We start from the raw sequence: 26,760 nt of genomic DNA, 5'->3' as shown, positions 1-26,760 counted from the left end.
CTGTGTACAATACAATAAAGACAGCGAAAAGGGAAGAGGAGAAAGGCAGGAGTGGGAAGATGCAGGAGCTCCGACTCATCTGGAGAAACGGGAAACTCGTGGACTGGAAGGAAGCAACAACCCACGTTTTGACCCATGCACTCCACTACGGGACGGCGGTTTTTGAGGGTATCCGCTGCTACAAAACACAAAAAGGCCCGGCCATCTTTCGCCTCAAAGAACACGTGCGACGTCTCTTTGACTCTGCCCACATCATCAAAATGAGCATTCCCTACACCCCTCAGGAAATCGAAGAAGCCATTGTGGAGACCGTGCGGGCGAATGAGGTCGAGGAGTGTTACATCCGCCCGGTAGTTTTCCGGGGGTATGGCGAGATGGGGGTGGACCCAAGCCGCTGTGAAGTGGACTGCGCTATTGCTGCCTGGTGCTGGGGAGCCTACATGGGGGATAAAGCCCTGAAGGAAGGAATTCGGGCCAAGATTTCCTCCTATGTCCGCATTTACGCCAACTCCGGTTCTCCCCGGGCCAAAACGAGTGCGAACTACCTCAATTCTGCCCTGGCGAAACTCGAGGCCAAAGAACTCGGGTACGACGAGGCTATTCTCCTTGATGCCCATGGCTTTGTGGCGGAAGGGAGTGGAGAGAATATCTTCTACGTGAAGGACGGCGTCCTCTACACGCCGCACCCCTACTCCATCCTCCTTGGGATCACGCGCGACACGGTCATGCGCCTTGCCGAGGACCTTGGAATCCCCGTGCGGGAGACCCTCTGTACCCGGGATGACCTCTACCTTGCGGATGAGGCCTTCTTCACGGGCACTGCTGCAGAAATCACGCCCATCGTGGAGATTGACGGGCGGAGGATTGGCGAGGGGAAGCCCGGGCCTGTCACCCGGAGACTCCAGGAGGTGTTCTTCCGGGTGGTTCGAGGGGATGAAGAGAAGTACGAACACTGGTTGACCTATGTCAACCCGTAGAGAGGAGGAAGGCATATGTGCTACGTGGGACCGCTTTCGGGAGCCATCATCACCTCGATTCTCTGGAAGCGGACAAAAAGCCTCAGGATGTTCTGGCTCAACCTGCTCTTCTGGGGAGGGGCGCTCTTTGGGGTCATCGACCACCTTCTGAACGGCGAGCTCTTCCTCATTTCGGAGGATATCTCCCGAGACCTCTTCATCGGTGGCGTGATCACCGGGGCCATCCTTGCCGCATGGGGTGGCGTGCTGTACCTTGTCCGGAAACGCCCTGAGCTTTTGAAGACCCTCTCATCTTGAAGGCTTTCCTGCCCCGGAAGTCCGGGGCAGGAACACCCCTTTTACCATGGCTTTTCTCCTTTTTCTCTTTCATTTCTTTGTTGACTGGGCGAGTTCTTTTCCGGCGCCGCTTGGTCCGTATTTTGTGGAACACTACCACCTGAGCACGAAGACGGTATCTATGGCCATCACGGCTTTGGGGTTCCTCGGGTCGCTCACCCAGCCCCTTTTTGCCCTCTGGGCCGGGAGGATGAGTAACCACCTCCTGAGCCTCTATCTCTCCCTCTCCGGTGTTGCCCTGGCGCTTTCGCTTTTCGCTTTGCCACTCTCTTTTGTCTTGCTTTTCGGCGCCTTTCTTTTGCTTTTCCTCGCGAATGCCTCTTTCCATCCCGTGGGGGCGGCACTTTCGGGGATGCGGGGGAACGCCTCCGGGGTGGCGTTTTTCACCGCCGGGGGCATTGCGGGGGGAGCCGTGGGGCCGCTTTTCATCACCTGGTTTGCCTCTCGCTTTTCCCTTTCTGCCATCGTCTGGGTAGTTCTTTTGCTGTGGGGGCTTTTGAGTTTTGGTTTCTGGAGGTTCAGAGGGATCAGCCTCCATGTCCCCCACGCTGAGTTTTCCTGGCGCCTTTTCCGGATGCTCTTTTCGGTGTTTCTCCTTGTGGGCATTCGCACCTTTTTTATATCCCTTTTTCACACCTTCCTCCCCCTCTACGTGGCGACCTTTGCGTCTTTTGTCCTTGGGGGGATGCTTCTGTCCTTTGGGGTGCTTGTGGGGTTTTTCGCCAATTTCCTCGGTGTGCGTCTTGCCCGGGTTTTCCCCATCTGGGTAGTGAACTTTCTCTCCTTCATCGGTCTTGGGGTGGGACTCTTCTTCCTTCCGGTGATGCGGAGTATCCCTGGACTTTTCCTCCTCTCACTCAGCGCCGACTTTTCAGCTTTTCTCACCATGAGCGTCAACGTCCACGAGGCTCAGGAAATCCTTCCAGAACACCGGGTTTTCGCTTCTTCGGTGGCCATGGGGCTTGCCTGGTCCTTTGGCAATCTCCTGAGTTTCCTTTTTGCCAGTGCTTTTGGGGATAGCGTTGCGTTCGTGCTCAGGACAGTGGGTGTCCTGGGAATGGTGGTGGCTCTCTTTCTTCTTTTTGTGCGTCCTCTCCACGCAGAAAAGGGGTGATGGGGATGCTGCGGCGGTTTCTTCTTGGGCTTTTACTGATTTTTGGTTTTGGCATGCTGGCTTATGCCGGGGAGTTTTCTGAGCTTCGGGGTGTCTGGATTGACGTGCGGAGTATTCCGGGGGATGAAGCGGGTGTACGGCACATGGTGGAGCGGCTTTCCCGGGCACACTTCAACGCCCTCTTTGTGGAATCCTTCTACCGGGGGGAGACCATCTACCCTTCGGAGTTCCTTGAAAGTGCCGGCCTTTCCGCACAGATGGAGCATTTCAGGCGTCCTGGGTTTGACCCCCTCAGGGTGTTCATCGAGGAGGCCCATCGGCGCAACATGCAGGTTCACGCCTGGTTCCATATGTTCTACGTAGGGCTTGATGCGCCGGGACCCGTGCTTTCGACTTTTCCCCAGTGGGCGGCCCGGAACCGGGATGGGTCGTCCGGGTACACCCAGGGGGGCAAGCGGTTCTTTTTCGTGTGCCCCCTGCATGAGGGGGTACTCGAGTTTTATCGGGGACTTCTTGGGGAGGTTGTGGAACGCTACGACCTTGACGGGGTACACCTCGATTACTTCCGTTTCCCTGACCCCACCATCGCCGATACCTGTTACTGTGAAGCCTGCCGTCAGGCGTTCCGGAGAGTGAAAGGGTTCGACCCCCTTGCCCTTGATCCGGTGGAAGACTTCGAGGCTTACCGGGAATGGGTGGCCTTCAGAGCAAGGGAACTTTCGGACTTTGCCGCTTCCCTTTCGGCACACCTCCGCCGCCTCCGGCCAGAACTCCTTCTTTCCTGTGCGGTGAAACCCTTTGGCTTTCCCCTTGAAGGGTATCCGGGGTTTTTGCAGGACTGGCCCACCTGGGGAAGGAAAGGGATTTTCGATTTCCTCGTCCCCATGACCTACAGTTCCCGACCGCAGGAATTCGAGGGAATGCTGCGCTTTGTTCGGACGTTCCTGCGGGGGGTCCCGTTCTGTGCAGGGGTGTGGTGCATGGGGATGGATGCGGCCACCGTTTTCGAGGAAATCCAGAGAGCTCGAGAGCACACTCCCTGTGGCGTTGTCCTTTTCGCCTATCCCTACCTTGGAGACGACCTTCTTGCTGCCCTTTCCCGGGATGCTTTCGCCACTTTTTCTCCACCTCCTGGAAAGGAAGATTTCCCTCGCCTCGTCTTTTCGCCCCTTGATCCTCAGGATTTCCTTGAAAAACGCCGGACCATAAGGGCAAAGAGGGTGGACGCGCCCTGTGTGGTGGACGGGGTACTTGAGGAACTCTGGCGGGAAGCGGACTGGCAGGGAGATTTTACCCTCATCGTGGGAGGGAAGCCCTCCCGGGACACGAAAATCGCCGTTCTTTACGATGAGGAATGCCTCTATGTGGCCTTTGTCCTCTGGGGGGCATCGCGCGAGGGGAAAATCACCCGGCGCGACGGCCCGGTGTTCTACGACGACTCGGTGGAACTCTTCCTCGACCCCTGGGCAAGCCGGAGCTTCTTCTTCCAGTTTGCAGCGAACTTCCTCGGGACGCAGTACGACGGCTCTTCCTTCCTGGGAGCCCGTTTTGATGGAACCTGGCAGGTGGGCGTGGCAGAGGTGGTGGGGGCAACGGTTGTGGAGATGGCCATACCCTTCAAAACGCTTGGCCGGGGTACTCCCCGGGTGGGGGAGTGCTTCGGGGTGAACTTTTGCCGGAATGACCTGACGCAGGGAGAATTCTCCACCTGGACGGAGGTACCCGGAATCTACGGGGCCTCGTTCTTTTTCGGAACCCTGGAATTTGGGCCCTAAGAAACACCTATAGGGGAGCCGCCTCTCTGCGGGAAGGCAGCCCCCCTATAGGTGCAAGGAGGGGATTTTCGCTCGTCAGAAACCTTTTTCTGAACTCCAGGAAGTAATTATAGAGGGTTTCCCTCACCTGTCAAGGGGGTGGGGGAGGAATTTTTTAAAAAATTTTGGAAAGCATCCGGTGACCGAAGAAATCAGGTTTCTCTGGCCTTCCGGAGCGTGCCTCGTCCTCCCCTTGTTTTAGGTATTTTAGTATGGTAGCATACAATAAGAAAGGAGCTGGTTCCGCATGCGTGTTATCGCCTTTGGAGAGGTTCTCCTTCGCCTCACTCCTCCAGGATTTACCCGTATTGTCCAGGCCGAGACCTTTGAGGTCACCTATGGTGGTGCTGAGGCCAATGTGTGCGCCTTCCTCGCTCAGATGGGCATTCCAGCGTCTCTTGTGACCAGGCTCCCCCTGAATCCCCTTGGGGATGCGGCGCTCTGGCATCTCCGCCGTTTTGGCGTGGGCACAGAGTACATCGTGCGGGGTGGCGAGCGGATTGGTATGTACTTTTTCGAGCGCGGGGTCTCGCAGCGTCCTGGAAGGGTCATCTATGACCGGAAGCATTCAAGCTTTGCCTGTGCCAAGAGAGGAGAATTCTCCTGGGAAAGCATTCTTGAAGGAGCCTCGTGGCTGCATTCCTCAGGGATTACTCCCGCTTTGGGAGGAGAACTGCCTGGGGTCCTCGAAGAGGCTTTCCGTACGGCCAGAAAACTTGGCGTGACTGTGAGTTTTGACCTGAATTACCGGGAAACGCTCTGGGGTCCGGAAACGGCAAGAGCCACCCTCTCTCCCCTGATGCCGTATGTTGATGTTTTCGTGGGCAACGAACACCAGGTGAGGGAGGTCTTTGGTTTTTCCTGTAATGGGGAGCGACGGGAGTACCTTCCTCGCCTTGCCCGGGAACTCCACGAGCGTTTCGGCGTGAAGACCGTTGCCCTGACCTTTCGGGAGGGGAGTCTTGCGCATCTGAGTCGAATTGGCGCCATGCTCTCCAGCGGGGAAACCACCTGGTTTTCGCGAATGTACGAAGTGGCCGTTGTTGAGAGCATCGGTGCCGGGGACTGCTTCACCGGAGGGCTGATATTCGGAATGCTCCGGGGGTTTCCTCCCGGAGAGTGCCTTGAGTTCGCCGTTGCCGCGTACTGTCTCAAACACACCGTTCCCGGGGACTTCGGCGTTCTGAGCTTCGAAGAAATCCAGCATCTTGCCCTGGGAATGTTCTCCCCTGTGACCAGGCGATAGGAGGTGGGCAGCAATGTGGAAGGTGGTTTTTCGCTGGTTTGGCGAAGGGCACGATCCAGTTCCTCTTGAGTACATCCGCCAGATTCCGGGAGTTGAGGGTATCGTCAGCATGCTCATTGATGTGCCCACAGGGGAGGTCTGGCCGAAAGAACGAATTCTTGCCCTCAAAAAGACCATAGAACGGCACGGTCTCACCTTTGAGGTTGTGGAGAGCGTCAATGTCCATGAGGACATCAAGCTCGGCCTGCCGTCTAAGGACCGGTACATTGAGAACTACAGGACAACACTCCAGCATCTTGCAGAGGCGGGAGTTCGGGTAGTGGTCTACAACTTCATGCCCATGTTCGACTGGGTGCGGACGGACCTCTGGAAAGTGCTTCCCGACGGCTCGAAAACCATGGCGTACGACCATCGGGTGCTTGCCGGTCTTTCGCCCCGGGAAATCATCGACCGGATGAAGCGTGATGGCCGTTCCTTTGCCCTCCCCGGCTGGGAGTGGGAACGCCTGGAAGAGATTGAACGCCTTTTCGCGCTCTACGAGAGTATGGACGAGGAAAGACTCTTTGCGAATCTCGTGGACTTTCTGAAAGCGGTTGTTCCGCTGTGTGAGGAGCTTGGGATTTTCCTTGCCATCCATCCCGATGACCCCCCATTCAGTGTTTTTGGACTTCCCAGAATTGTGACCAGCAAAAAGCAGATTCTGCGCCTGCTTGAAGCTGTGGACAGTCTGGCGAATGGCCTTGCCCTCTGCACCGGGTCCCTCGGGGTTCTCGAAAACAATGACATCCCTGACATGATTCGGACCTTTGGGAGGATGGGCCGGCTGCATTTCGTGCACCTCAGGAACCTGAAGAGAACTGGGGATCGGTCGTTCCACGAGGTCGCCCATCCCTCCTTCTGCGGATCTCTGGATATGTTCGCCATTGTGGAGGCCTTAGTGGAAATTGGATACAGCGGCTATATGCGACCGGACCACGGACGGATGATCTGGGGGGAGGAGGGGCGTCCGGGATACGGCCTCTATGACCGGGCCCTGGGCATTGCCTATCTTCTGGGGCTTTGGGAGGGGGTGGAGCGAATGCGTGGGGAGGTCTCTCGAAGCAGGGAGGAGTTCATGGTGGCCTCTTCCGGGAATCCGTGAGCCGGGGTGCCGGTTTTTGTTTGACCCTTCGAATGGGAAATGGTATAATGAATCATCCTTAACGAAAGGAGGGGCGAGGATGCGAAGGATTTTACCCCTGATTCTGACTCTCCTGGTAGTATCCGCTCTGGTGGCCACAGGGTGCGGTGGAACAGGTGGAACTCAGCCGCCTGGTCCAGTTCAGCCAGCGATGTGCACGCTTCGGGTTCAGTCGACTTCTCCATACGTGTGGGGATACGTCTGGGTGAACGGGATGAACACGGGTGTATACCTGGATCCCATGGGTGTAGCACAGGTGGGTCAGTATCCCTGCGGCCAGCAGGTGAGCGTGCAGATTGTCGACGAATTCGGTCAGTTCAGTCACATTGAAGTCGTCACCATGGTTAGCCCGGTGACAACACTGAACTTCTCCTGGTGGTAATATATAATGTGAGGTGAGAAGGCGCCGGGGTGGAAGATCCACCCCGGGTTCTGACGTTGTGCTTTTCCCCTTCCCGTTCTTCCTCCAGATTCTCTGTTTTGTGCTCAGGAGAGGAGCTTTCTGTGGCCTCCTGCGCCCTTTCTCAGGATGGTCCTGATGGACATGAAGGGGCCCCACGTAACCCCGTTTCTGGAGGACTCTTTCTGCTTTTCCCAGCCTTTTGCTTGGCCCCTGACCGGTACAGAGGACAATGTCGTCGACCTCCGGTGGTGCAAAAACCCCCGGAGATCGACGACACTTCAAAAAAAACCCTCTAACCCGCTTGACAGAGGGGAAAACTTGTGCTTTCATTAACATAAAGCGTACCTTGACAGGTGAACGTGGTCTTTTCAGAAATCCTTATTTAAAGCCCACAAAACGGGTTTGTAGCCTACCTATGAGGGATTGAAACCCACCCCCTCGAGCCACATAATCCTCCCAAGCAGCTGTTTGTAGCCTACCTATGAGGGATTGAAACGGAGTTGCATACGATGCTTATTGCTGGGGGCGAATCGTTTGTAGCCTACCTATGAGGGATTGAAACATGGTTTTCTCAACAGTCCTGGCTCGCTCGCAAATTGGTTTGTAGCCTACCTATGAGGGATTGAAACCTTCCACAATGTACTTGTAGACGAATTCGTACAACTGTTTGTAGCCTACCTATGAGGGATTGAAACTACTTTTTGTCCTTGAATCAAACCTTGGAAGCAAGGGTTTGTAGCCTACCTATGAGGGATTGAAACAAGCTTCTCACGTTCGCTGCTGGGTTCTCAGGATCAAGTTTGTAGCCTACCTATGAGGGATTGAAACTCGTTGTCGGTGTCGTAGACCGACCTCAGCATCGCGTGTTTGTAGCCTACCTATGAGGGATTGAAACGGATTTCCTGCGCAGAGCTAAACATCGCTCACTTCCCGTTTGTAGCCTACCTATGAGGGATTGAAACCCGGGCGCCTTCGCCACTACGGCTCGCTCATATTTCGTTTGTAGCCTACCTATGAGGGATTGAAACAGCTCGCTGATGGTCACAAGCGCCAGAACAGCGAGGGTTTGTAGCCTACCTATGAGGGATTCAACGTGCTTTCCTTTTCGTCTTCTTGTCTTGTCCCTCCCCGAATCTCTTCTTTTCTCGCGGTATATGGAAGTTGCTTCTTGACGCCTCCTTTAAAGAATGCTAACATGGTAGCATACAAAAGAGGGGAGGTAAGAGTATGCGCCGTTTTTCCCTTATCTTCCTCGTGGTGCTCCTTGGGGTTTTTGGGGTGTGTCTCCTCGGTGCGGAGGCCAAAATCGTCTGGAAGTTCGGACATCTGGTGAACGAGGAACACATGTGGCACCGCACTGCGGTAAAATTCGCTGAACTCGTGAAGGAAAAGACGAACGGCGAAATCGAGATTGTGATTTACCCCAATGAACAGCTGGGGAAGGAAATCGAGGTCCTCACCATGATTCAGGCTGGTACCGCAGACCTCACCATTTCTGGAGAATCCATGCAGAACTGGGCACCCAAGGCCGCGCTCATTGCTGCACCCTATGCCTTTAAATCCATCGACCACATGGTGAAGGCCATAAATAGTGACATTGGCCATGAGATTCGCCAGGAAATCATTGAGAAAGTCGGCGTGATTCCCCTCTACTACCACATCCGGGCACCGCGGAATCTCACCTCCAACAAACCCATCCACAAACCAGAAGATGTACGGGGGCTCCGGCTTCGTCTGCCCAACGTTCCGCTCTTTGTAGAGGCCTGGAAGGCGGTAGGGGCAAGCCCACAGGTTATGGCCTTCAGCGAGGTCTTCACTGCCCTGCAGCAGGGAGTTATTGACGCCCAGGAAAACCCTTACGACCTCATCTACAACGCCAGTTTCTACGAGGTTCAGAAGTACGTGAACGAGACCGAGCATGTCATCGGCTGGGTCTGGGTGGTTCTGGGGAAAAAGCAGTTTGAATCCCTTCCCAAAAATCTCCAGGATGCTGTTCTCGAAGCAGCCCGGGAAGCCCAGCAGTATGCGGATCTCCTCTTCTGGCAGGAAATCCCCACGTTTAAGCAGAAGCTCGTCGAAAAGGGCATGGTTATCAACTCTGAGGTGGATAAGGAGGCCTTCCGGAAGATTATGTCTGAGGCCGTAGAAAAGGTTCTCACCCCTGAGCAGGCAGCCCTCTACAGGCGCATCCAGGAGCTTGAGTAGGAATCCGGGTGGTGGGGGATGGCACGTGGGAAGCCTCGGCAGTTTCCTGCCGGGGCTTTCTTTTTTGGAGGGAGTGCAATGGAAAAGCGGGATCCTCTCGAGGCGATTCTGGCCACAGGAATGATGGTGGCCTTTATGGCACTCGTTGGCGTGGTGATGCTGAGCGTTATCACAAGGTTTTTCCTCCCCTTCATCGTGTTCTCCTGGACTGAGGAGACCTCGAGGTTCCTCTTTGTATGGGCCGTGGCTCTTGGAGCTCCCTGCGCACTGAAGCGAGGGGAGTTTGTGAGCGTCGATTTCCTGATCCGCCGTTTTCCCGAGAAAGCGGCAAGGGGCTTTCAGGCCGCCTTCAGCTTCATCACAGGAGGGTTCTTCCTTGTGGTTTTCTGGTACAGCCTCCAGTTTGCCCGGCTTGGGCTTTTGCAGATGTCGCCAACCATGCGTATTCCCATGGTCTTCGCCTATGCCAGCATGGTTGTCGTTTCCTTTTTTCTTGCCCTTTACGCTTTTCGACAAGGGGTTCTTGTTTTCAGAAAGAGGAGTGATGCCAGGTGATGGCGCTTTTGCTCTTTCTCTCCTTTGTGGTCCTTTTGCTTTTGGGGTTCCCCGTGGCCTTTTCTCTGGGGGTTTCTTCGCTATTCTACCTCCTCGTTAAAGGCATTCCTCTAAGCATCATTCCACAGAAGATGTACTCGGGAATTGATTCCTTTGTCCTTCTCTGCATCCCTGCTTTCATCGTGGCAGGGAATCTCATGAATACGGCGGGGATAACACGGCGTATCATCAATTTCTCCAACGCCATTGTGGGGCATATTCGCGGGGGACTGGCTCTGGCCAATGTGGCGGCCTCCATGATTTTTGCCGGAATATCGGGAACGGCACTTGCTGATACCGCGAGCATCGGGGCAATTCTCATCCCGGCGATGAAGGAAGAAGGGTACGATGCCGACTTTTCCGCGGCAGTTACAGCCTCGTCTTCCACCGTTGGTCCTATCATCCCTCCAAGCGTTCCCATGATTATCGTGGGGACCCTCACGGGGCTATCCGTCACGCGTCTTTTCCTGGCCGGGGCCATCCCTGGAGTGATTCTTGGATTTTCCCTTATGGCCATCACCTACTACCTCTCGGTGAAAAGGAACTATCCGAAAGAGGAACGACTTTCCCTTCGGGCCGTCTTCAGGACGTTTCTTGACGCTTCCTGGGCTCTGGGAATGGTTGTCCTTATTCTTGTGGGCATTCTTGGGGGGATTTTCACGCCCACCGAAGCTTCAGTTGTGGCCGTGGTGTATGCTCTTCTTGTGGGGACTCTGGTGTACCGGGAGCTCAAACCCGGCGATATCCCCAGGATTGTCGTAGAGTCGGTCCGGATGACGACTTCGGTAATGGTGCTTGTGGGTCTGGCCCGCCTTTTTGCCTGGATTATCACCACCGAGAGAATTCCCCAGCTTGTAGCTCAGGGGATTCTGAGCATTTCTACCAATCCCTTTGTGGTTATCCTCCTCATTAACGCCATTCTCCTCTTTGTAGGTTGTTTCATGGAGACGGTGGCGGCGCTTGTGATTTTTGTCCCGGTTCTTCTTCCCGTAGCCATGAAGATTGGCATGGACCCCATTCATTTTGCCGTCATGGTGGTTTTGAATCTCATCATCGGTTTGACCACACCTCCGGTGGGAGTGTGCCTTTTCGTGGCGGCAAACATCGCCAGAATTTCCCTGGGAGACCTGGTGAGGGCCAACGTCCCTTTCTTCCTCGTCCTTCTTGCGGTATTGTTCCTTGTGAGCTACTGCCCTCCACTGAGTCTGGCGCTGCCGGGTCTTTTGCGTTAGGAGGTGAGAGGATGAAGGCCGTGGTGGTGCCCCGGCCAGGGGTGCTTACGGTGGAAGAGCGGGAGGTTCCCCGTCTCGAGCAAGAAGACGGGGTTCTTGTGCGGGTGCGGGCAGGGGGAATCTGTGGCTCAGACCTCCACATCTACCACGGAACCTCCCCGGTGGCCACGTATCCCCGGGTCATCGGGCATGAGTTTGTGGGAGAGGTTGTGGAAATCGGCCGGAAAGTCACGAGGGTGAAACGAGGTGACCGTGTGGTCGTGGAGCCCATAATGTACTGCGGGCAATGTTACCCCTGCCGTACTGGTCGACCCAATGTGTGCGAGCGCCTTGAAGTCCTGGGGGTACACAGAGATGGGGGATTTCAGGAATATGTGGTGGTCCCGGAGAGGAATCTCCATCCCTTTTCGGGAGATCTCTCCTGGGAAGAAGCCGCACTCATTGAGCCTTTCACCATTGCTGCGCAGGTGGCCGATCGGGGAATGGTGCAGGAGGGAGACAGGGTCCTGATCCTTGGAGCAGGACCGATAGGTTTGTGCATCCTTGCGTACCTGAGTCTTATTGGGGCTTTGTGCGGAGTGGCCGACATCATCCCGGAACGCCTGGAGCGAGCCAGAGAACTCGGTGCGGCATTCGTCGTCAATACAAAGGCTTCAAGTCTCGAAGACGAAGTACTGCACCACTTCCCGGATGGTGCTAACGTGGTCATCGATGCCGTGGGTCTTCCCGAGACCTTCGAGCGGGCAGTTCGACTCGTTTCCCGGGCCGGGAGGGTTGTTGTTCTGGGGTTCCATACGACTCCCTCTGCTATTCCTCAGGCCCTGGTGACCTTGCGGGAACTCACCATTGTGGGGTCGAGGCTTCAGGCGCACAAGTTCCCCCGAGTGGTGGAGCTTTTTGAAAAGAAACAGCTTCACTCCCGAAAGCTCATCAGCCACGTCTTTCCCCTTTTGGAGGTGCACAGAGCCTTTGCACTCCTTGAGCATTACCCTGAAGCAACGTGCAAGGTTGTGCTCACAATGTAAGCGGAGGTGAGAGGATGTTCGATTTTACCGGAAAGGTTGCGGTGGTCACCGGTGGCGGTGGGGTGCTCTGCAGTGCCTTTTCGAAGGCACTGGCCGCCCATGGAGCGAAAGTGGCAGTTCTGGACCTGAATTTCGCAGCCGCTCAAAAGGTGGCCGAGGAAATCCGGGGAGCCGGTGGAGTGGCCCAGGCTGTGGAGTGCAATGTCCTTGACCGGGACAGTGTCCTCCAGGCGGCTTCGAAGGTTCGGGAAGTTCTCGGGGTGTGCGACATCCTCATCAACGGGGCGGGAGGGAATCACCCCAGGGGAACGCTCCCGAAAGAGTTTTTCGAGCCTGCTGACCTTGCACAGGGAGAGACAACTTTCTTTGATCTTGACCCTGAAGGATTTCGCTTTGTTTTCGACCTCAATCTCCTCGGAACTGTTATCCCCACTCAGGTCTTTGGAAAGGACATGGTCCGGAAAGGCAGGGGGGTCATCATCAACATTGCTTCCATGGCCTCTTTTCGGGCCATCACCAGGGTTCCGGCCTATGCCGCAGCGAAAGCCGCAGTGGCGAATTTCACCCAGTGGCTCGCCGTATACCTGGGGAAGACAGGGGTTCGGGTCAATGCCATTGCTCCAGGCTTTTTCCTCACCCAGCAGAATTACCGCCTCCTTGTGGCTGAAGACGGGTCGCTGACTCCCCGGGCGCAGAAGATTCTCGCCCACACCCCCATGGGGAGACTCGGGAAACCGGAAGAGCTCCTGGGAACGCTCCTGTGGCTCTGTGACGACGAGGCTTCCGGTTTTGTTACCGGTGCTGTTATTCCCGTGGATGGAGGATTCCTGGCGTACGCTGGCGTGTGACGGTTGACATGAGTATGTGTGCATGGTAGTATACAACAAAGAGGAGGGAGAGTGTGGAACTCCTTTCTGTACCCCGCAGGGGGTCTTCTGCTCGTGAATATGTGTACGAGGCGTTGAAAAAGAACATCATCCTGCTCCACTTGAAACCTGGCCAGAGCATTACGGAACAGGAAATTGCCGAGAAGTTCTCCGTGAGCCGAACCCCAGTCCGGGAGGCCTTCATCCGGCTTGCTCAGGAGGGCCTTCTTGAGACCTTTCCCCAGCGGGGAACGGTGGTTTCCCTCATCGACCTTGAGCGGGTGGACGAAGCCCGCTTCATGCGCCGGACCCTGGAAAAGGCTGTTCTTCGCCTGGCCTGCGAGGCATTCCCTTCGGAACTCGCCTTCGAGCTTCGCTCAAACCTTGCCCTCCAGGAGGTGTGTCTTGAGGAGAAGAACTTCCTCCGCCTTTTCGAGTTAGACGAGGAATTCCATCGCCTCATTTACCGGGGGTGTAAAAAGGAGCGTATCTGGGACCTCATCTGCCAGATCAATGCGGACTTCCGACGAATCCGGGTCCTCAAACTCTCTCTGGGGATTCGGGTTGGAGAGGTAGTGGAGCAGCACCGGAAGATCGCCGGGGTAATCTTTGACCGCGATCCTGGACGGGTTGAAGCAATCCTTGACGAACACCTGCCGCAGAATGACCCGGATTTTGAACGCTTGCGCGAGGAATACCCTGAGTACTTCCGGCAGAGGGGGTGAGAAAGGGGATACGCTTTTTAACTCTTACGAGGAGAATTCCTTTGAAATCCTCCTGAGGAGGTGGAGACATGCGACGTCGTTTAGCCTTTGGGGTTTTTGTGGGAGTGCTCCTTCTTTTCAGCCTGGTCGGTTCTGTGGTCGCTGCGGAGAAGACCTATGAGCTCAAGGTTTCCATGGTCATTACCCAGGATGACACCATCTACAAGGGCTATGAGAAGTTCAAAGAAGGGGTTGAGGCTCGCACCAACGGCAAAGTCAAAGTAGAGCTCTACCCCGGAGGTGTCTTAGGACGAGATGAGGAAATGCTTGAGCAGGCAGTGCTTGGAGCAGGAGTTTGCGTCAACACCGATGCAGGACGGCTGGGTGTGTGGGTTCCGGAAATTGGTATTCTCCTCTGTCCTTACCTTGTGGACAGCGTCGAGGAAATGCAGAAGCTTTTGAAGTCCGACCTTCCGAAGGAATGGTTTGAGAAACTCCGCAAGGAACAGGGTCTTGTGGTTCTGGCTTTCAACTGGTACGCCGGGGCCCGCCATTTTCTGACGAAAAAGCCCATCCAGAAACCTGAAGACCTTGAAGGCCTGAAGATTCGTACCCCCGGTGCTCCTGTGTGGCAGGAAACCATAAGGGCGCTGGGAGCAACACCCGTGGCACTCCCCTGGACTGAAGTGTATCCAGCACTGCAGCAGGGGGTCATCGACGGCGCAGAAGCCCAGCACCCGGCCACTTACGGTTCCAAACTTTATGAAGTGACGAAGTACATCACCCGCACCGGTCACATCCAGCTCTGGAATGCTCCGGTCGTGGGGGATAAATGGTTCAGCCAGCTTCCTGAGGAATACCAGAAAATCCTCTTTGAAGAGGCTGAAAAAGCAGGGGACTACGCTACTTCACTTCTCCTTGAGACGCTTGACGACCTTGAAGCGAAAATGGCCGCTGAAGGGGCTGTAATTAGCGATGTCGACCTCGAACCCTTCAAGAAACGAGCCGAAGCGGTTTACGAGAAGCTCGGGTACCAGGAGCTTCGCAAAAAAATCCGGGAATTCCTGGGGAAAGAGTGAAAACTGGGGCGGCTTTTGCCGCCCCTTCCGGAGGGGTGAAAGGTGCAGCGGGCTCTTGAAATCCTTGACCGGATTGAGGTTGCGTTCTGCCAGGGTTTGCTGCTTGTCATTGTCGGACTGGTGTTCGTTTCCGCGGTGCTCCGCTATGTGGGGTACCCCATCAACTGGACGAATGCCCTGGCCTCTGGGCTTTTTGTGTGGCTCATTTACATCGGTGCTGACCGGGCCCTGCGCCGGAGCCGCCACATCGGAATGAGCTCGCTTGTGGACCGCCTGCCCCGGGGCGTACGAGATATCATTGAACTTCTGACTGCTGTGCTCATCCTGGTTTTCCTCCTTATCATTGCTTTTCTCGGAGTGCGCATGGTTTTGGCGAATACCAGGAGAGTTTTCGAAGAGCTTTTCTTTTTGAGCTACTCCGTGGTGGTTGCGGCTGTCCCGGTGGGAACGGCGCTCATGGGCTTTACGGTTCTGGTTCGGATTATGGAGAAGGTACGGGCGCTCCAGAAAAAGTGAGGGAGAGACCATGTCACTGCTGTATTCTGCGCTGACCTTCGTCATTCTTCTTCTTGCCAACGTCCCCATTGCCTTCACGCTCGGTATCTCCGGGATGGTGTACTTTCTTTCCCAGACGAGCATTCCCATTCCCATTGTGGCCCAGCGACTTGTGGCCGGGACCCAGTCTTTTCCTCTGCTTGCCGTTCCTTTCTTCGTCCTTGCGGGACATCTCATGAACGTTTCGGGCATCACCCGGCGGCTCATTCACCTTGCTGATGTTCTCGTGGGGCATCTTCCAGGAGCCCTGGCGCAGGTGAGCTGTGTTCTCAGCATGCTCATGGGGGGTGTTTCGGGATCCTCCAATGCCGATGCGGCGATGGAGACCCGCGTTCTTCTTCCTGAGATGCGCCAGAGGGGCTACGCCGATGGGTTTTCCGCAGCGGTCCTGGCCTGCAGCTCCCTGAGTACGGCCATTATTCCTCCAAGTATTGGTCTTGTGCTCTATGGCTTTGCGGGACAGGTTTCGGTGGGCAAACTCTTCATCGCTGGAATTATCCCCGGCATCCTCATGGGTATCACCATGATGGGGGTGACGCACTGGAAGGCGGTTCACAGGGGCTACGATCTCGAGCGGCGGGGACGGCGACATTCTTTCCGGGAGGTTCTTTCTGCTTTCCGGGAGTCTATCTGGGCTCTGCTATTTCCCCTCTTTCTCGTTGTAACTCTCCGTTTTGGCATTTTTGCTCCGGTTGAGGCCGCAGCCTTTGCCGTGGTCTACGCTTTCTTTGTGGGGAAGTTCATCCACCGGGAACTCACCCGGGAGAAATTCTGGGAGGCCATACGGGATGCTGCTGAGGACAACGCTGTGATTATGCTCATCGTCTCCATGGCGGCCATTCTCATGTACGCCCTGGCGTACGAGAAAGTCCCGGTGAAGATGTCCACTTTTATCCTTGGCCTCACCAGCCATCCTTTTCTCTTGATGCTGGCCATCACAGCCTTCCTTTTCGTGGCCGGAATGGTCATGGAGGGGACGGTGAACATACTGCTTCTCACTCCCATTTTCCTGCCCATCGTCAGGGCTGCAGGGTTTGACCCGGTGCACTTTGGCATCATCATGGCCATCCTCATCCAGATTGGTGGGGTCACTCCTCCTGTGGGTGTCAACATGTACACGGTGTGCTCTCTGGGAGGCATAAAAGTTGAGGAATGCATCCGGGAAAGCTGGGCTTACGTGGGGGCGTTGCTCGCCCTGGTAGTGGTCCTGATTCTTGTGCCGCAGCTCTCTTTAGCCCTTGTGGGGTTGATGAAGTGAAAGGAGGAAAGGTATGGACGAGGCACGCTGGAACCGGTTCAAAGAGGCAGTTTCTGGGCATTCGAAGCATTCTCCCTCCGTGGCCCTTATCGTGGACAGCCCCTGGATTCCGGGATGGCGGGGCATCTCTCACTTTGACTATTACCTCGCTTTTGATGCCTGGCTTGAGGCTAACCTCCGGGTATACGAGACCTATCCCCACATCGTCTTCCTCCCCGGATTCTGGGTGGAGTACGGCATGGCGGCTGAGCCCTCAGGCTTTGGGTGCAAAATCAACTGGTACGGGGGGAGCACGCCGACCATAAACCCGGTCCTCAGAAGCATTGACGAGGTCGATGCCCTGACCGTTCCTGATCCGGAACGCGATGGTCTCATGCCCTTTGTGCTCTGGTGGTACCGGAAAGCCCAGGAGGTCCTGAGAGAACAGGGCATATTCATCCGCATGGTGGCGGCCCGGGGGCCTCTTGTGACCGCTGCACACCTTCGAGGGCTCACCGAGTTCCTTCTTGATCTCAAGACCGAGCCTGAGAGGACAAAGAAACTCCTTGAGATCACGACCGAAACGGTCATTGCCTGGCTGAAGGCACAGGTGTGCACCGTTCCGGCGTGCGAGGGCATTATGCTCCTTGATGACGTGGTCGGATTTCTGTCCCGGAGAGACTACGAGGAGTTTGCCCATCCGTATCTTCAGGCGATTTTCGAGGCGTTCCCTGACAAAATTCGGGTCTACCATAATGACGCCAACATCCTGCCCTTTGCCGATCTTCTTGCGGACACAGGATTGCAGGTGCTCAACTTCAGCCACACCATTAGCATCACAGCCCTTGCGGAGAAGACCGGGGGCAGAGTTTGCCTTATGGGGAACATTCCTCCCCTGGAGGTGCTTGCCCAGGGAACGCCTGAAGAGGTTCAGAATGCAGCCTCGGCCTGTTTACAGGAAGCGGAGAACTCTGGGAACGTCCGGCTCCTCCTCTCTGCCGGAGGGGGAGTTTCCCCGGGGACGCCGGCGGAAAACATCGCTGTGCTCGAGAGAATCGCCGCAGAAATGTGGTGACTACAGCGCGATTTCTTTGAGGGACTCCACCACCCGGTGGGGCTTGTAGGGGAAGCGGGCGACGTCCTCCCGTTTGGTGACTCCGGTGAGGACAAGGATGGTTTCTAAGCCTGATTCAAGCCCCACCCGGATGTCGGTATCCATCCGGTCCCCAATCATCACGGCGTTTTCCGAATGCTCTCCAAGGTACCGGAGGGCAAGGCGGAGGATCAGGGGATTGGGTTTTCCGACAAAATACGGAGTGGCACCGGTTGCCCGCTCAATGAGGGCAGCAACGGCTCCGCAGGCGGGGACGATGCCGCTTGTCCCGGGACCTGTTGGGTCAGGGTTGGTGGCGATGAAAGAGGCTCCAGCCATGATGAGCTGACAGGCCCGGACGATCCCATCGTACGGGTACGATTCCATCTCTCCTAAGATGACGAAGTCAGGACGGTAGTCGGTGAAGGAATACCCCACTTCCATCAGGGCCTGGTAGAGGCCCGTTCCACCGAGAACGAAAGCCGATCCCCGGGGTTTCTGGGAACTCACAAAATGCGCGGTGGCCATAGCGCTACTGTAGAAGTCCTTTGCCTCCACAGCAATTCCTGCTCTCTGCATCCGGTGCATGAGGTCAAAAGGAGTATACCGGGAGTTGTTGGTGAGGATGAGAAACTTGTACCCTCCCGCCTTGAGGCTTTCGATGAACTCCCTCGCTCCCGGGATGGCCCGTTCCCCAAAAAGAAGAACGCCGTCCATATCGATGAGAAAGGCCTTTTTCGCCCTGCTGTTTTCTCCCATTCCTCCTTCATTATACCTGTGCCTGAGATACGGGCAAGCTCTCTTTTGGGTCTTCTTGTCCGGCGACCTTGGAAACCTTGCGGATGACCCTTCCCTGGATTGAGAGGGTGGTGATAGTGAGGGGGAGAACCTTTCCGCTTATCCCGATGCTCTCCTCCACAAGCCGCACAAGGCCAAAACAGCAGGGAACTTCCATGTGGAGGATCTCAAGGGAGTTGATGTCATTCCGGCGAAAGATTTCAGCGAGTTTTTCTCCATAACCTCGGGGAGGATCGAGCTTGGGGCAGGCGATGAGCACCCTGCGCTCCCCAAGGAGCTCGTGGAAGTTCGGGGTGACAAAAGCGGTGCAATCTGCGGCGATGACCAGGTCTTTCGGGAAAGGAGCAAAGGGAGTAACAAGGGCAAGCTGAATGGGCCAAAAAGACTGTGTTTCCACAAAAATGTGTGGGCACTCTCCGGCGGGTCTTTCCACCAGGCGAATAGCGCCCTGAGGGCACTGGGGAATGCAGCTTCCCAGGCCATCGCAAAGGAATTCCCGAACGACTTTTGCCTTCCCGTTCACCAGGGCGATAACCCCTTCGTGACAAGCAGCCACACATTGCCCGCATCCATTGCATTTTGCCTCGTCGATTTCGATGACTTTCCGTGTCATCGGGGCCTCATCTCCTCTCTTTTTATTTTTAGGTACTTTAATACTTAAATAGAACGGTGTCAAGCCAACCGGGAAGGAATTCCGGTACAGCTCGCCCATCTCTTTTTACGGCTTTTCATGAGAGGCTATCGATTTTGTCGGACTACAGGGAGAGAGCGTGGAGGAACGGAAGGAAAAAGCTAAGGTGCCAGAGAATCCCCGCACCTCCTCGATGAGCAAATGAGTTTCAGGAAAAAGAAAAGGATTGACCCTTCTTCAAAGCCCTGGTCCTTGAGAGGACCCAGAGCTCTCCTCCCAGAAAGCAGGGAGGGACATCCTCCTCAAGAACCAGGAGTGCACCGTCAGCCCTGAGGTGGTGAAGAGGCTGGTCCATAATGTGGGGAGAGACGGAGGAGCAGGGATACAGAGGGGTCTTCCTCCATGGCACTCCTTTCATGTGGTCGTCGTTTCTTGTAGAGTTATAATGAGGAGAAAAACATAATGAGTCCTGGAGGTTCACATCATGGCTTCGACAGTGTACTTTGTTAGCCTGCGGGCAGAAAACGAACACGATACGGTCCTGGGACGTCTGAAAACCTGTGCAAGGAAACTCCTTGAGGGGAAGCTCTCCTCAGGAGACCTTGTGGCGGTGAAGCTCCATTTCGGAGAGCGGGGCAACCACGGCTTCATCCGGCCGGTTTTCGTTCGGGCGGTGGTCGAGGTTGTCCGGGAACTCGGAGGTAAACCCTTCCTCACCGATACCAACACCCCCTACACCGGCTTCAGGCACAACGCCTTCGACCATCTGGAGACGGCTCTCTTCCACGGGTTCGGGTACCCGGCGGTCCCCGCTCCTTTAGTCATCGCCGACGGCCTTCGGGGAAAAGACCACCGGGAGGTTGAGGTCAACCTCAGGCATTTCCGGAAAGTTACCATCGCTTCGGCCATTCAGGAGGCCGATTTTCTCCTTGTGATGACCCACGTGAAGGGGCATATCGAGGCAGGGCTTGGCGGCGCGATCAAGAACGTCGGCATGGGCTGTGCTTCCCGGTTGGGGAAGCAGATGCAGCACGGGGGGACTTTCCTCCCAGAAATCCGGAAGGAGAAGTGCATCGGGTGCCGGCGGTGCATCCTCCACTGCCCTCAGGGAGCCCTCTTCCTCAATGAGCACGGGAAGGCCGAGGTGCGACCGGAACTCTGCATTGGGTGCGCCGAGTGTCTCCTTTTCTGCCCTACCGGTGCCATTGATGCGGCATTCTCGGCAAAGAGTGAACTCCTCCAGGAACGGATGGTGGAGTACGCCTTTGGGGCCCTGAAGGAGAAGGGTGAGAAGGTGGCCTTCCTCAACTTCCTCCTTGATATCAGCCCCGACTGCGACTGCGCTCCCTGGCACGATGCGAGCATCGTTCCCGATATCGGGATTCTCGGGTCCTCCGACATCGTGGCCATCGACCAGGCCTCAGCAGACCTCATCAATAGAGCTTGGGGCCTTGAGAACTCAAAGCTCGGGAAACCCCTTCCCCCGGGAGAGGACAAGCTTTCTGCCGTTCACCCCACGGCGCTGTGGCAGCGGCAGATCGACTATGCCGAAGAAATCGGCTTAGGGAGCAAAGCGTACGTGCTTGAGGAGGTATAATAAAAAAAAGACAGAGGAGGGGTCTGGTCTTCGGGGAGAACGTTTCTCCGGCACGGCGTTCGCTTCTCTTCAGATTGTACTGCCTTTCCCGGGAGATCCAGAAGGGTGCTTTCCCCAGCGTGGAACGCCTTGCCGCACTGCTTGAAGTCAGCAAGCGTACGGTATACCGGTACCTGGAACTCCTCCGTGACGATTTCGGGGCTCCCCTTGCGTTCGACCGGGAAAGGGGTGGGTACTGTTTCACCGAACCGTGGGATTTCCCCTTTCCCGAGCTCACCGAGGGAGAGGTGCTTTCGCTCTTTATCCTCGTCAACGTCCTCAGGCAGTTTACCGGTACTCCTCTTGAGAGCGCCTTCCAGAGTCTCAGGAAGAAACTCGAGAGGTTTTTCCCAGTCCTTTTGGAGATACCTCGCCACGTCTTGACATGATGCTCTCGCCCTTCGCTACGAACCCCCGCCGGGAAAGCCCACCCTTTCAAGGGTGGATGAAAGGCGGGCATCCTTGCTTGGATTGTTAGATATTGCACAGAAAACTAACATTTATGGTATAATAATGCCATGAACGGCAAACGATGGAAGCGATCAGCTACAACAGTATATAACATCGGCTACCACCTCATCTGGTGCCCTAAGTACCGGCGCAAAGTGCTGGTAGGTGAGGTGGCTGAGCGGTTGAAGGAACTGCTGCTCCAAAAAGCCCGGGAAATTGGAGTGGAGATTGCTCAGATGAAGGTCATGCCGGATCACATTCATCTATTTGTGAAATCCGACCCTACCAACAGCCCTCATTTTATCGTCAACCAACTGAAAGGTTATACTTCCAGGATGTTAAGAAAAGAGTTTCCTTCCCTGAAAAGCCGGCTTCCATCCCTGTGGACGCGCTCGTACTACTGTGAGTCGGTAGGACACATATCGGAAGAAACCATCAGGAAGTACATTGAGGACCAGAAAGGAAAGTAACTATTATGACCAGGGCTGAGAGGATAAAAAATACTCTTCAGAAGACGAAACAGCGCAGAAAGGCCCAAAGGCCCGTTGTGTACGAGCTGAAACTCCAGAACCTTTCTAAAAGGAAAACTGAGGCGCTCAGAAAGGCATTTCTTGAGGCAAAGTGGCTGTACAACTGGTTGATATCGGACGCTGAGCGGCTGAACATTCCCGCCAACAAGGTAAGCATTGTCGACGTCAAGATCGGGGACACCTATGAACAAAGGGAACTGGCTGTTCTGGGTTCCCAGATTAAGCAGGAGATAGCGGATCGGCTCAAAGACAACTTCCGTACGCTCAAGAAGCTGAAGGAAAACGGCCACAAAGTCGGAACACTGAAACACAAAAGGTTTGTCAATTCGATACCGCTCAAGCAGTACGGCGTGACATACAGTTTAGACTTTGCCCGGAACAGGGTGAGGATTCAGAAGCTGGGAAAGTTCCGCGCATTGGGCCTGTGCCAGATACCTGCTGAGGCGGAGATAGCGAACGCCGTCCTGGTCCAAAAGCCCAGCGGCTACTACCTGCACGTGACGTGCTACCTCCCGAAAAACAGCCATGGTTCCCAAAATCCAATCGGCAGTGCAGTCGGGATTGATTTCGGTGTCAATTCAAAGCTGACGTTATCTAACGGCCTGAAGATAGATTTTGAGGTCCGCGAAACGCCGAGGTTAAAACGTTTGCAGAGGAAGCTGGCCAGGTCGCAAAAAGGTTCCAGGAACAGGGAGAAAATCCGGTTTCTTCTGAGGAAAGAATACGAAAAACAGAATAACAGGCGCAGGGACGCCCAGAACAAGGTTCTGGCATTTTTAAAACTGTGTGATGCGGTAGTTTTTCAGGACGATAATGTAAAAGGGTGGGCGAAACTCTTCGGCAGGCAGGTCCACTCCTCGGGGATAGGCGGACTGAAGTCAAGGTTGAGGGCCAGCCTTGAGACGGCTATCTCCGTGAACAGGACGGAGACCACCACCGGTGAGTGTTTCGTCTGCGGAAAGGAACACCGACTTTCCCTTTCGGACAGGGCAATTGAGTGCAGCTGCGGATGGAAGTGCGACAGGGATGTGAACGCCGCACTTGTCATTCTGAGAAAGGGGCTTGGCCTGGACCCTGAACAGGCCGTAGGGCTGGACCGGCCCGAACTGAAGCCTCCGGAGAGGGAGGCCGCTGCGCGGATACTGGGGAGCAGCCCCTACATTCGCGTAAGCTTCCCTCAATGAAAGAGGAAGCCCACCCCTTCAGGGGTGGGAGGAGGTCACCGAGCTTGAGGATGGAGGACTGCTCTTTGAGGTGGAGGCAAATCCCGAGGAAATCACGAGGTGGATTATCGGGTATGGGAGTCATGCGGAAATCGTGAGCCCTCCTTCCCTCCGTGAAGCGGTGAAGGAAGAACTTCGAAAAACCCTGTCGCAGTACACAGACTGACACGTAATGTCACCGGCTTCGGGTACAATGGGAGTGGAAGTTTTCGGTTCTTTATGCGGGCGGTTATGCAAGGGGAGCTTGCCGTGAAGGGGACGGGCGTGGGACCTCCTTTTTGGGGAGCGTACCGGAGGATGGCGCAAGGTGCAGCTTCTTATTACATTGACCGGAAGCAGGGAAATCGTCCTGCCGTTTGAGCACAACCACCTCCTTCAGGCGGTCATCTACCACCAGATAGAGCAGCCGGCTCTCAGGAGTCTCCTGCACGATCAGGGTTTTGCTTTTGGCAAGCGACGCTTCAAGCTTTTCGCCTTCTCGCGCCTCATGGGGAAATTCAGGGTTCTTGGAGAAAAAGGGGAAATTGCCTTCACCCCTCCCTGCCGGCTGGTCGTCTGCTCGCCTCTCCTTGTGGTGGTGGAGGAGATGGCAAGGGGGTTTTTGCGGCAGGGGCAGGTTTACCTGGGAAAGAACAGGCTCACCGTGGGGTCTGTTGAGGTGCGGGATACGGAAGTCACGGAAAACCGTATCACTGTGCGCATGCTCTCGCCTCTGACTGTCTACAGTACGCTTGAGAATGCCGGAAAACCCTTCACGTACTACTATTCGCCTTTTGAGCCCCGCTTTGCCGAGCTCGTTAGAGAGAACCTGGCCAAAAAGTACCAGCTTGTCTTCGGGCAATCGGCAGATCTTGCCGGCTTTAGCATCACTCCTGTGGGGGTGAGGGAGCAGGACCTGAAGGTGATCCGCTACAAGGGCACAATCATCAAGGGATGGATGGGGAAGTACCGGCTGACCGGAAAGCCGGAGCTTCTTACGGTGGCGCTTGATGCGGGCCTGGGAGCCAAGAACTCTCAGGGGTTTGGGTGCTGCGAAGTGGTGGAGGAGAGACAAAAGTACTGAATTCTACTCGCACACCCGGCTGGTTGGTGTGAGATGCTACTTCGGAGAAGTTCTGTCGCTATACGGGTGGGAGTGGATCGCCCGGACTTTGAATGTTTCTGTGGAGGGGAAGTAATGACCCAAAGGTACTTTCAACATGAGGTTTTACGAAAATTGTCAGCTGGTCAGTCAGTGTTAGTCGTAGCGCCGACTGGTCTTGGGAAAACCAGAGCGGCTTTAGAGCCTTTTCTACGTGCGTCTGTCAACGGAGGCCTGCTCGGAACGCGATTGATCTATGCTCTGCCTTTGCGGGCGCTCACCAAGGGCGTTGTGGAGGAGTTCAATGAATTACGAGCAGGACTTCGACCGATAGTTCATCACGGTGACGCGCCTGAAAGTCGGTTCTTCTCTGAACGGGCTATCGTAACCACTATTGATCAGTATTTTACTGCCTTTGCAGGTGCTCCCCTTTCCTGGGCATCGCACTTAAGCCATGCTGCGGCAGGAGCAGTTCTTACCAGCTATTCCGTTTTTGACGAAGTGCATTTGCTCTCTCCCCAAAAAGGGCTCCACCTGCTCTTTGCTGCCCTCTATCTGCGAAAACGATGGGGGCTTCTATCGTGCGTAATGACTGCCACCTTGCCACCCTCCGTAGTAGAGTTTTTTGAGAACTTTTGCAGGCTTGAGAAGGTGGAGGCGACGGACGAGGACATCCAAGAGCGTGACAGTTGGAGGCAGGTAAGACTGGAGTTAATGGGTAGGCTAGCAAACTCTAAAGCCAAAGGCAAGAAGAAAGAAGCGCAGGCTATTACCTTTGAATGGGATGAAAAAACCCCGACCGAATTGGCCGAATTCGTTTTTGAGAAATGGAATCAGTGGAATGAGCTGGGAATAGACGGTTCGAGGAAAATCATTGTGTTTGTGAATACTGTGGACCGCGCTCTTCAAGTGTACCGAGAACTGAAAAGCAGACCCAATGTGAATGTTCTGCTGGCGCATTCAAGGTTTACCAAGGAGCATAGAGAAAAAATTGAAGCCGAGTTGCATCGCTTCTTTGGAAAGAATTCTGGCCCCGAAGAAGCGATTCTCGTGACTACACAAGTAGCGGAGGCCGGGCTAAATATTTCTGCACCTCTGGTCATCACGGAGCTGTGTCCGATGGATTCACTGATCCAGCGTGCAGGACGCTGCCAGCGATTTAGGCCATCAAACGGTCGGGCAAGCTGTGGAAAAATTTTGGTTGTCAAGCCCGCGGGAGATGATTGGTATCTTCCGTATGCTGACAAGGTAAGACTTGTTAGAGTAGGTAAAGAAGACAACAAGGAAAAACGAGAGCTTAGCGAACAATTCTTTGCTATCGAGTTCACCCGAGCGGTTCTTGAGCAAAGGGCAGGAAAAGACCTGAGGCTTCGGTGGGAGGAGGAAAGACACCTTGTTGAGCAAGCCTTGAATCGACTCTACCAATCCTTCCTGAAGGGTTCTGTTGACGTTGAGTTTCAGAAAGGCGAAGAATTCTTCGAGACTCTATTTAACCGTCATTTTAACCGTCATAAAGGCAAGCAAAGGGAGGCTGAAGAGGAGGAAAGCGATGAGGAGTGATAGGGCCATAACTCCATCGGAAGCCCTGGGTGCGTATGAGCGGGCATTTCGTGCGGGTTATCCCGCCGAAGTGGAGAGCTTACTACGGGAAATGCTTAATGTACAGGTGGCTGTGGTTGACGATATTGAGCGTGCAAAGCAGCAGATTGCCCAGGGCAAGCGTTTTAAAACAGTGACGGTACCCTATGGTGTCTTTTTGGGAAAGTCGAAAGGGAAAAAGATCTGGCTGTTGGGTTTCGAATCTTTAAAACAAACCGGGGCAGATAATGTTATCCAAAAGGTCGGTTCACGGGAAGAAATCCTTCCCAACCGTACATATATCCTGCTTAGGAGCGAAGCGGGATATAGCCAGACCGAAGGCTTGACTTTCGAGGGTGAGGGCGAAACTACCGGTTTTGAGGAGGAACCTGAGGCAGAACGGCGAGAAAAGTCTACAGAAGGACAATTCCAGTCTTGGAAGGAACACAGCTATGGGGTATGGCAGCGCTCGGAACGCATTGCTAATCTATATCGACCATTCGTGGAAGCATGGGCTGGGAGTGTTCTGAGTGAACATTGGGATGGTGAAGAAAAGAAGAAAAACGCATTTGTCGAGATCGTGCTGTGGGCCATCCGTTTCGCTGCTCTGCTGCACGATGTGGGGAAGTTAAATCAAGAGTGGCAGGAGGTGGTCTGGAGGAACGAGAAGCACATACAAAATGGATCTGTCAACAAGGACACTTGGGATCCGTTTATTGCTCGAACCAGCTCGGCTTCGGATAAGGTTAGAAAGCAACTACAGAAACCACCTGCTCATGCCCCTTTTGCTTATCCGTTTCTCAAGACACTGCTTAGGAATTTAGTTGGAGATTACCGTTTGTGGGATATCGTTGCTTTAGCGGCTGCTCGCCACCATAGTCTTGAAGTTACTGGGGCTTTCTCAAGTGATCAATTTCAGTGGGATAATGGCGCCGAGACTTTTCTCAGAAAACTGATAGAGGAGGTCCTTGGAGAACTCCTGGAAGAAGACAAGAAGAGGTTAGAAGGTGCCCTTGCTGAAGCATCGAAAGCCATTTGTTCGGCATCCAAGGCAGACGAACCTCCTGGACCTACTGATGATTTGTACTTTCTGTATTGCCTTGCTAACCGCCTGGTCAAAGTGTGTGACTGGGAAGATGCAGGAAATCAAGAAATTGAGCTTAAAGGGTGAGT

At 54.9% G+C, this 26,760-nt stretch carries 27 protein-coding genes and 1 CRISPR repeat array; of the genes, 25 read left to right on the top strand and 2 right to left on the bottom strand.

The window, feature by feature from the left end:
- Positions 1–59: 59 nt before the first annotated feature.
- The 17 genes from ilvE to ACPT9Q_RS04460 all read left to right on the top strand — a co-directional run bounded on the left by ilvE (position 60) and on the right by ACPT9Q_RS04460 (position 17,642).
- Complete coding sequence (gene ilvE, locus ACPT9Q_RS04540; RefSeq protein ID WP_427366498.1) at positions 60–977, top strand: branched-chain-amino-acid transaminase; 918 nt, start codon at positions 60–62, stop codon at positions 975–977.
- Between the two features lie 15 nt (positions 978–992).
- On the top strand, positions 993–1,274 hold the full coding sequence (locus ACPT9Q_RS04535; protein ID WP_017872547.1) for a hypothetical protein: 282 nt from the start codon (positions 993–995) through the stop codon (positions 1,272–1,274).
- 46 nt (positions 1,275–1,320) lie between these two features.
- Complete coding sequence (locus tag ACPT9Q_RS04530) at positions 1,321–2,427, top strand: MFS transporter (RefSeq protein WP_427366497.1); 1,107 nt, start codon at positions 1,321–1,323, stop codon at positions 2,425–2,427.
- 5 nt (positions 2,428–2,432) lie between these two features.
- Positions 2,433–4,202, top strand: a complete 1,770-nt coding sequence (locus ACPT9Q_RS04525) for a family 10 glycosylhydrolase (protein WP_427366496.1) — start codon at positions 2,433–2,435, stop codon at positions 4,200–4,202.
- Positions 4,203–4,488: 286 nt separating this feature from the next.
- Positions 4,489–5,487: a PfkB family carbohydrate kinase gene (locus ACPT9Q_RS04520; protein WP_017872544.1), complete on the top strand. Its 999-nt coding sequence runs from the start codon at positions 4,489–4,491 to the stop codon at positions 5,485–5,487.
- 13 nt (positions 5,488–5,500) lie between these two features.
- Positions 5,501–6,628, top strand: coding sequence for a mannonate dehydratase (uxuA, locus tag ACPT9Q_RS04515; protein WP_427366495.1), 1,128 nt, complete (start codon positions 5,501–5,503; stop codon positions 6,626–6,628).
- 79 nt (positions 6,629–6,707) lie between these two features.
- On the top strand, positions 6,708–7,049 hold the full coding sequence (locus ACPT9Q_RS04510) for a hypothetical protein (RefSeq protein ID WP_427366494.1): 342 nt from the start codon (positions 6,708–6,710) through the stop codon (positions 7,047–7,049).
- 421 nt (positions 7,050–7,470) lie between these two features.
- Positions 7,471–8,164: direct repeats of the CRISPR family, unit length 30 nt; unit sequence GTTTGTAGCCTACCTATGAGGGATTGAAAC.
- Positions 8,165–8,297: 133 nt separating this feature from the next.
- Positions 8,298–9,275 carry a DctP family TRAP transporter solute-binding subunit gene (locus tag ACPT9Q_RS04505; RefSeq protein WP_017873987.1) on the top strand — a complete coding sequence of 326 codons (978 nt, stop codon included), beginning with the start codon at positions 8,298–8,300 and terminating at the stop codon, positions 9,273–9,275.
- A 78-nt stretch (positions 9,276–9,353) separates the two neighbouring features.
- Complete coding sequence (locus ACPT9Q_RS04500; protein WP_427366493.1) at positions 9,354–9,830, top strand: TRAP transporter small permease; 477 nt, start codon at positions 9,354–9,356, stop codon at positions 9,828–9,830.
- On the top strand, positions 9,827–11,101 hold the full coding sequence (locus ACPT9Q_RS04495; RefSeq protein ID WP_427366492.1) for a TRAP transporter large permease: 1,275 nt from the start codon (positions 9,827–9,829) through the stop codon (positions 11,099–11,101). Before ACPT9Q_RS04500 ends, ACPT9Q_RS04495 begins: the two co-directional genes overlap by 4 nt.
- A gap of 11 nt (positions 11,102–11,112) precedes the next feature.
- Positions 11,113–12,126, top strand: coding sequence for an alcohol dehydrogenase catalytic domain-containing protein (locus ACPT9Q_RS04490; protein ID WP_017873984.1), 1,014 nt, complete (start codon positions 11,113–11,115; stop codon positions 12,124–12,126).
- A 14-nt stretch (positions 12,127–12,140) separates the two neighbouring features.
- The gene (locus ACPT9Q_RS04485) at positions 12,141–12,974 is read left to right on the top strand and encodes an SDR family oxidoreductase (RefSeq protein ID WP_017873983.1); all 834 of its coding nucleotides are present in this window, start codon (positions 12,141–12,143) and stop codon (positions 12,972–12,974) included.
- 53 nt (positions 12,975–13,027) lie between these two features.
- Entirely contained in the window at positions 13,028–13,717 is a 690-nt protein-coding gene (locus ACPT9Q_RS04480) for a GntR family transcriptional regulator (protein ID WP_427366491.1), read from the top strand.
- Between the two features lie 68 nt (positions 13,718–13,785).
- The gene (locus tag ACPT9Q_RS04475; protein WP_427366490.1) at positions 13,786–14,775 is read left to right on the top strand and encodes a C4-dicarboxylate TRAP transporter substrate-binding protein; all 990 of its coding nucleotides are present in this window, start codon (positions 13,786–13,788) and stop codon (positions 14,773–14,775) included.
- A 42-nt stretch (positions 14,776–14,817) separates the two neighbouring features.
- Positions 14,818–15,291, top strand: a complete 474-nt coding sequence (locus tag ACPT9Q_RS04470; protein ID WP_017873992.1) for a TRAP transporter small permease subunit — start codon at positions 14,818–14,820, stop codon at positions 15,289–15,291.
- A gap of 10 nt (positions 15,292–15,301) precedes the next feature.
- A complete protein-coding gene (locus tag ACPT9Q_RS04465; RefSeq protein ID WP_017873991.1) occupies positions 15,302–16,588 on the top strand; it encodes a TRAP transporter large permease subunit in 1,287 nt (428 codons plus the stop codon).
- A gap of 13 nt (positions 16,589–16,601) precedes the next feature.
- Complete coding sequence (locus ACPT9Q_RS04460) at positions 16,602–17,642, top strand: uroporphyrinogen decarboxylase family protein (protein WP_427366489.1); 1,041 nt, start codon at positions 16,602–16,604, stop codon at positions 17,640–17,642.
- Here the strand turns inward: ACPT9Q_RS04460 and ACPT9Q_RS04455 are convergent, their stop codons facing one another.
- Positions 17,643–18,419 (bottom strand): HAD-IIA family hydrolase, encoded by a 777-nt coding sequence (locus ACPT9Q_RS04455; protein WP_017873989.1) that lies wholly within the window; start codon positions 18,417–18,419, stop codon positions 17,643–17,645. It lies immediately after the preceding gene.
- Positions 18,420–18,429: 10 nt separating this feature from the next.
- Positions 18,430–19,071, bottom strand: a complete 642-nt coding sequence (locus ACPT9Q_RS04450; protein ID WP_017873988.1) for a 4Fe-4S binding protein — start codon at positions 19,069–19,071, stop codon at positions 18,430–18,432.
- A 502-nt stretch (positions 19,072–19,573) separates the two neighbouring features.
- Here ACPT9Q_RS04450 and ACPT9Q_RS04445 point away from each other — a divergent pair.
- The 8 genes from ACPT9Q_RS04445 (at position 19,574) to ACPT9Q_RS04410 (ending at position 26,758) form a co-directional block, all read left to right on the top strand.
- On the top strand, positions 19,574–20,686 hold the full coding sequence (locus ACPT9Q_RS04445) for a DUF362 domain-containing protein (protein WP_427366488.1): 1,113 nt from the start codon (positions 19,574–19,576) through the stop codon (positions 20,684–20,686).
- Between the two features lie 119 nt (positions 20,687–20,805).
- The gene (locus ACPT9Q_RS04440; RefSeq protein WP_427366487.1) at positions 20,806–21,114 is read left to right on the top strand and encodes a helix-turn-helix transcriptional regulator; all 309 of its coding nucleotides are present in this window, start codon (positions 20,806–20,808) and stop codon (positions 21,112–21,114) included.
- A gap of 129 nt (positions 21,115–21,243) precedes the next feature.
- A complete protein-coding gene (gene tnpA / locus ACPT9Q_RS04435) occupies positions 21,244–21,645 on the top strand; it encodes an IS200/IS605 family transposase (protein ID WP_427366486.1) in 402 nt (133 codons plus the stop codon).
- A gap of 5 nt (positions 21,646–21,650) precedes the next feature.
- Positions 21,651–22,889: an RNA-guided endonuclease InsQ/TnpB family protein gene (locus tag ACPT9Q_RS04430; RefSeq protein ID WP_427366485.1), complete on the top strand. Its 1,239-nt coding sequence runs from the start codon at positions 21,651–21,653 to the stop codon at positions 22,887–22,889.
- 70 nt (positions 22,890–22,959) lie between these two features.
- The gene (locus ACPT9Q_RS04425; protein ID WP_427366484.1) at positions 22,960–23,094 is read left to right on the top strand and encodes a WYL domain-containing protein; all 135 of its coding nucleotides are present in this window, start codon (positions 22,960–22,962) and stop codon (positions 23,092–23,094) included.
- 141 nt (positions 23,095–23,235) lie between these two features.
- Positions 23,236–23,991 (top strand): CRISPR-associated endoribonuclease Cas6, encoded by a 756-nt coding sequence (gene cas6, locus ACPT9Q_RS04420; protein ID WP_427366483.1) that lies wholly within the window; start codon positions 23,236–23,238, stop codon positions 23,989–23,991.
- A 114-nt stretch (positions 23,992–24,105) separates the two neighbouring features.
- A complete protein-coding gene (gene cas3, locus ACPT9Q_RS04415; RefSeq protein ID WP_427366481.1) occupies positions 24,106–25,569 on the top strand; it encodes a CRISPR-associated helicase Cas3' in 1,464 nt (487 codons plus the stop codon).
- Positions 25,559–26,758, top strand: coding sequence for a CRISPR-associated endonuclease Cas3'' (locus ACPT9Q_RS04410; RefSeq protein WP_427366480.1), 1,200 nt, complete (start codon positions 25,559–25,561; stop codon positions 26,756–26,758). The genes cas3 and ACPT9Q_RS04410 overlap by 11 nt, the downstream gene beginning before the upstream one ends.
- The last annotated feature ends 2 nt before the right edge of the window (positions 26,759–26,760 follow it).

The sequence above is a fragment of the Candidatus Caldatribacterium saccharofermentans genome (assembly GCF_050267035.1).
GTDB classification, from domain to species: domain Bacteria; phylum Atribacterota; class Atribacteria; order Atribacterales; family Caldatribacteriaceae; genus Caldatribacterium; species Caldatribacterium saccharofermentans.
The sequence above is the reverse complement of the archived record's forward strand: the minus strand, read 5'-3'. Positions and strand labels throughout refer to the sequence as shown.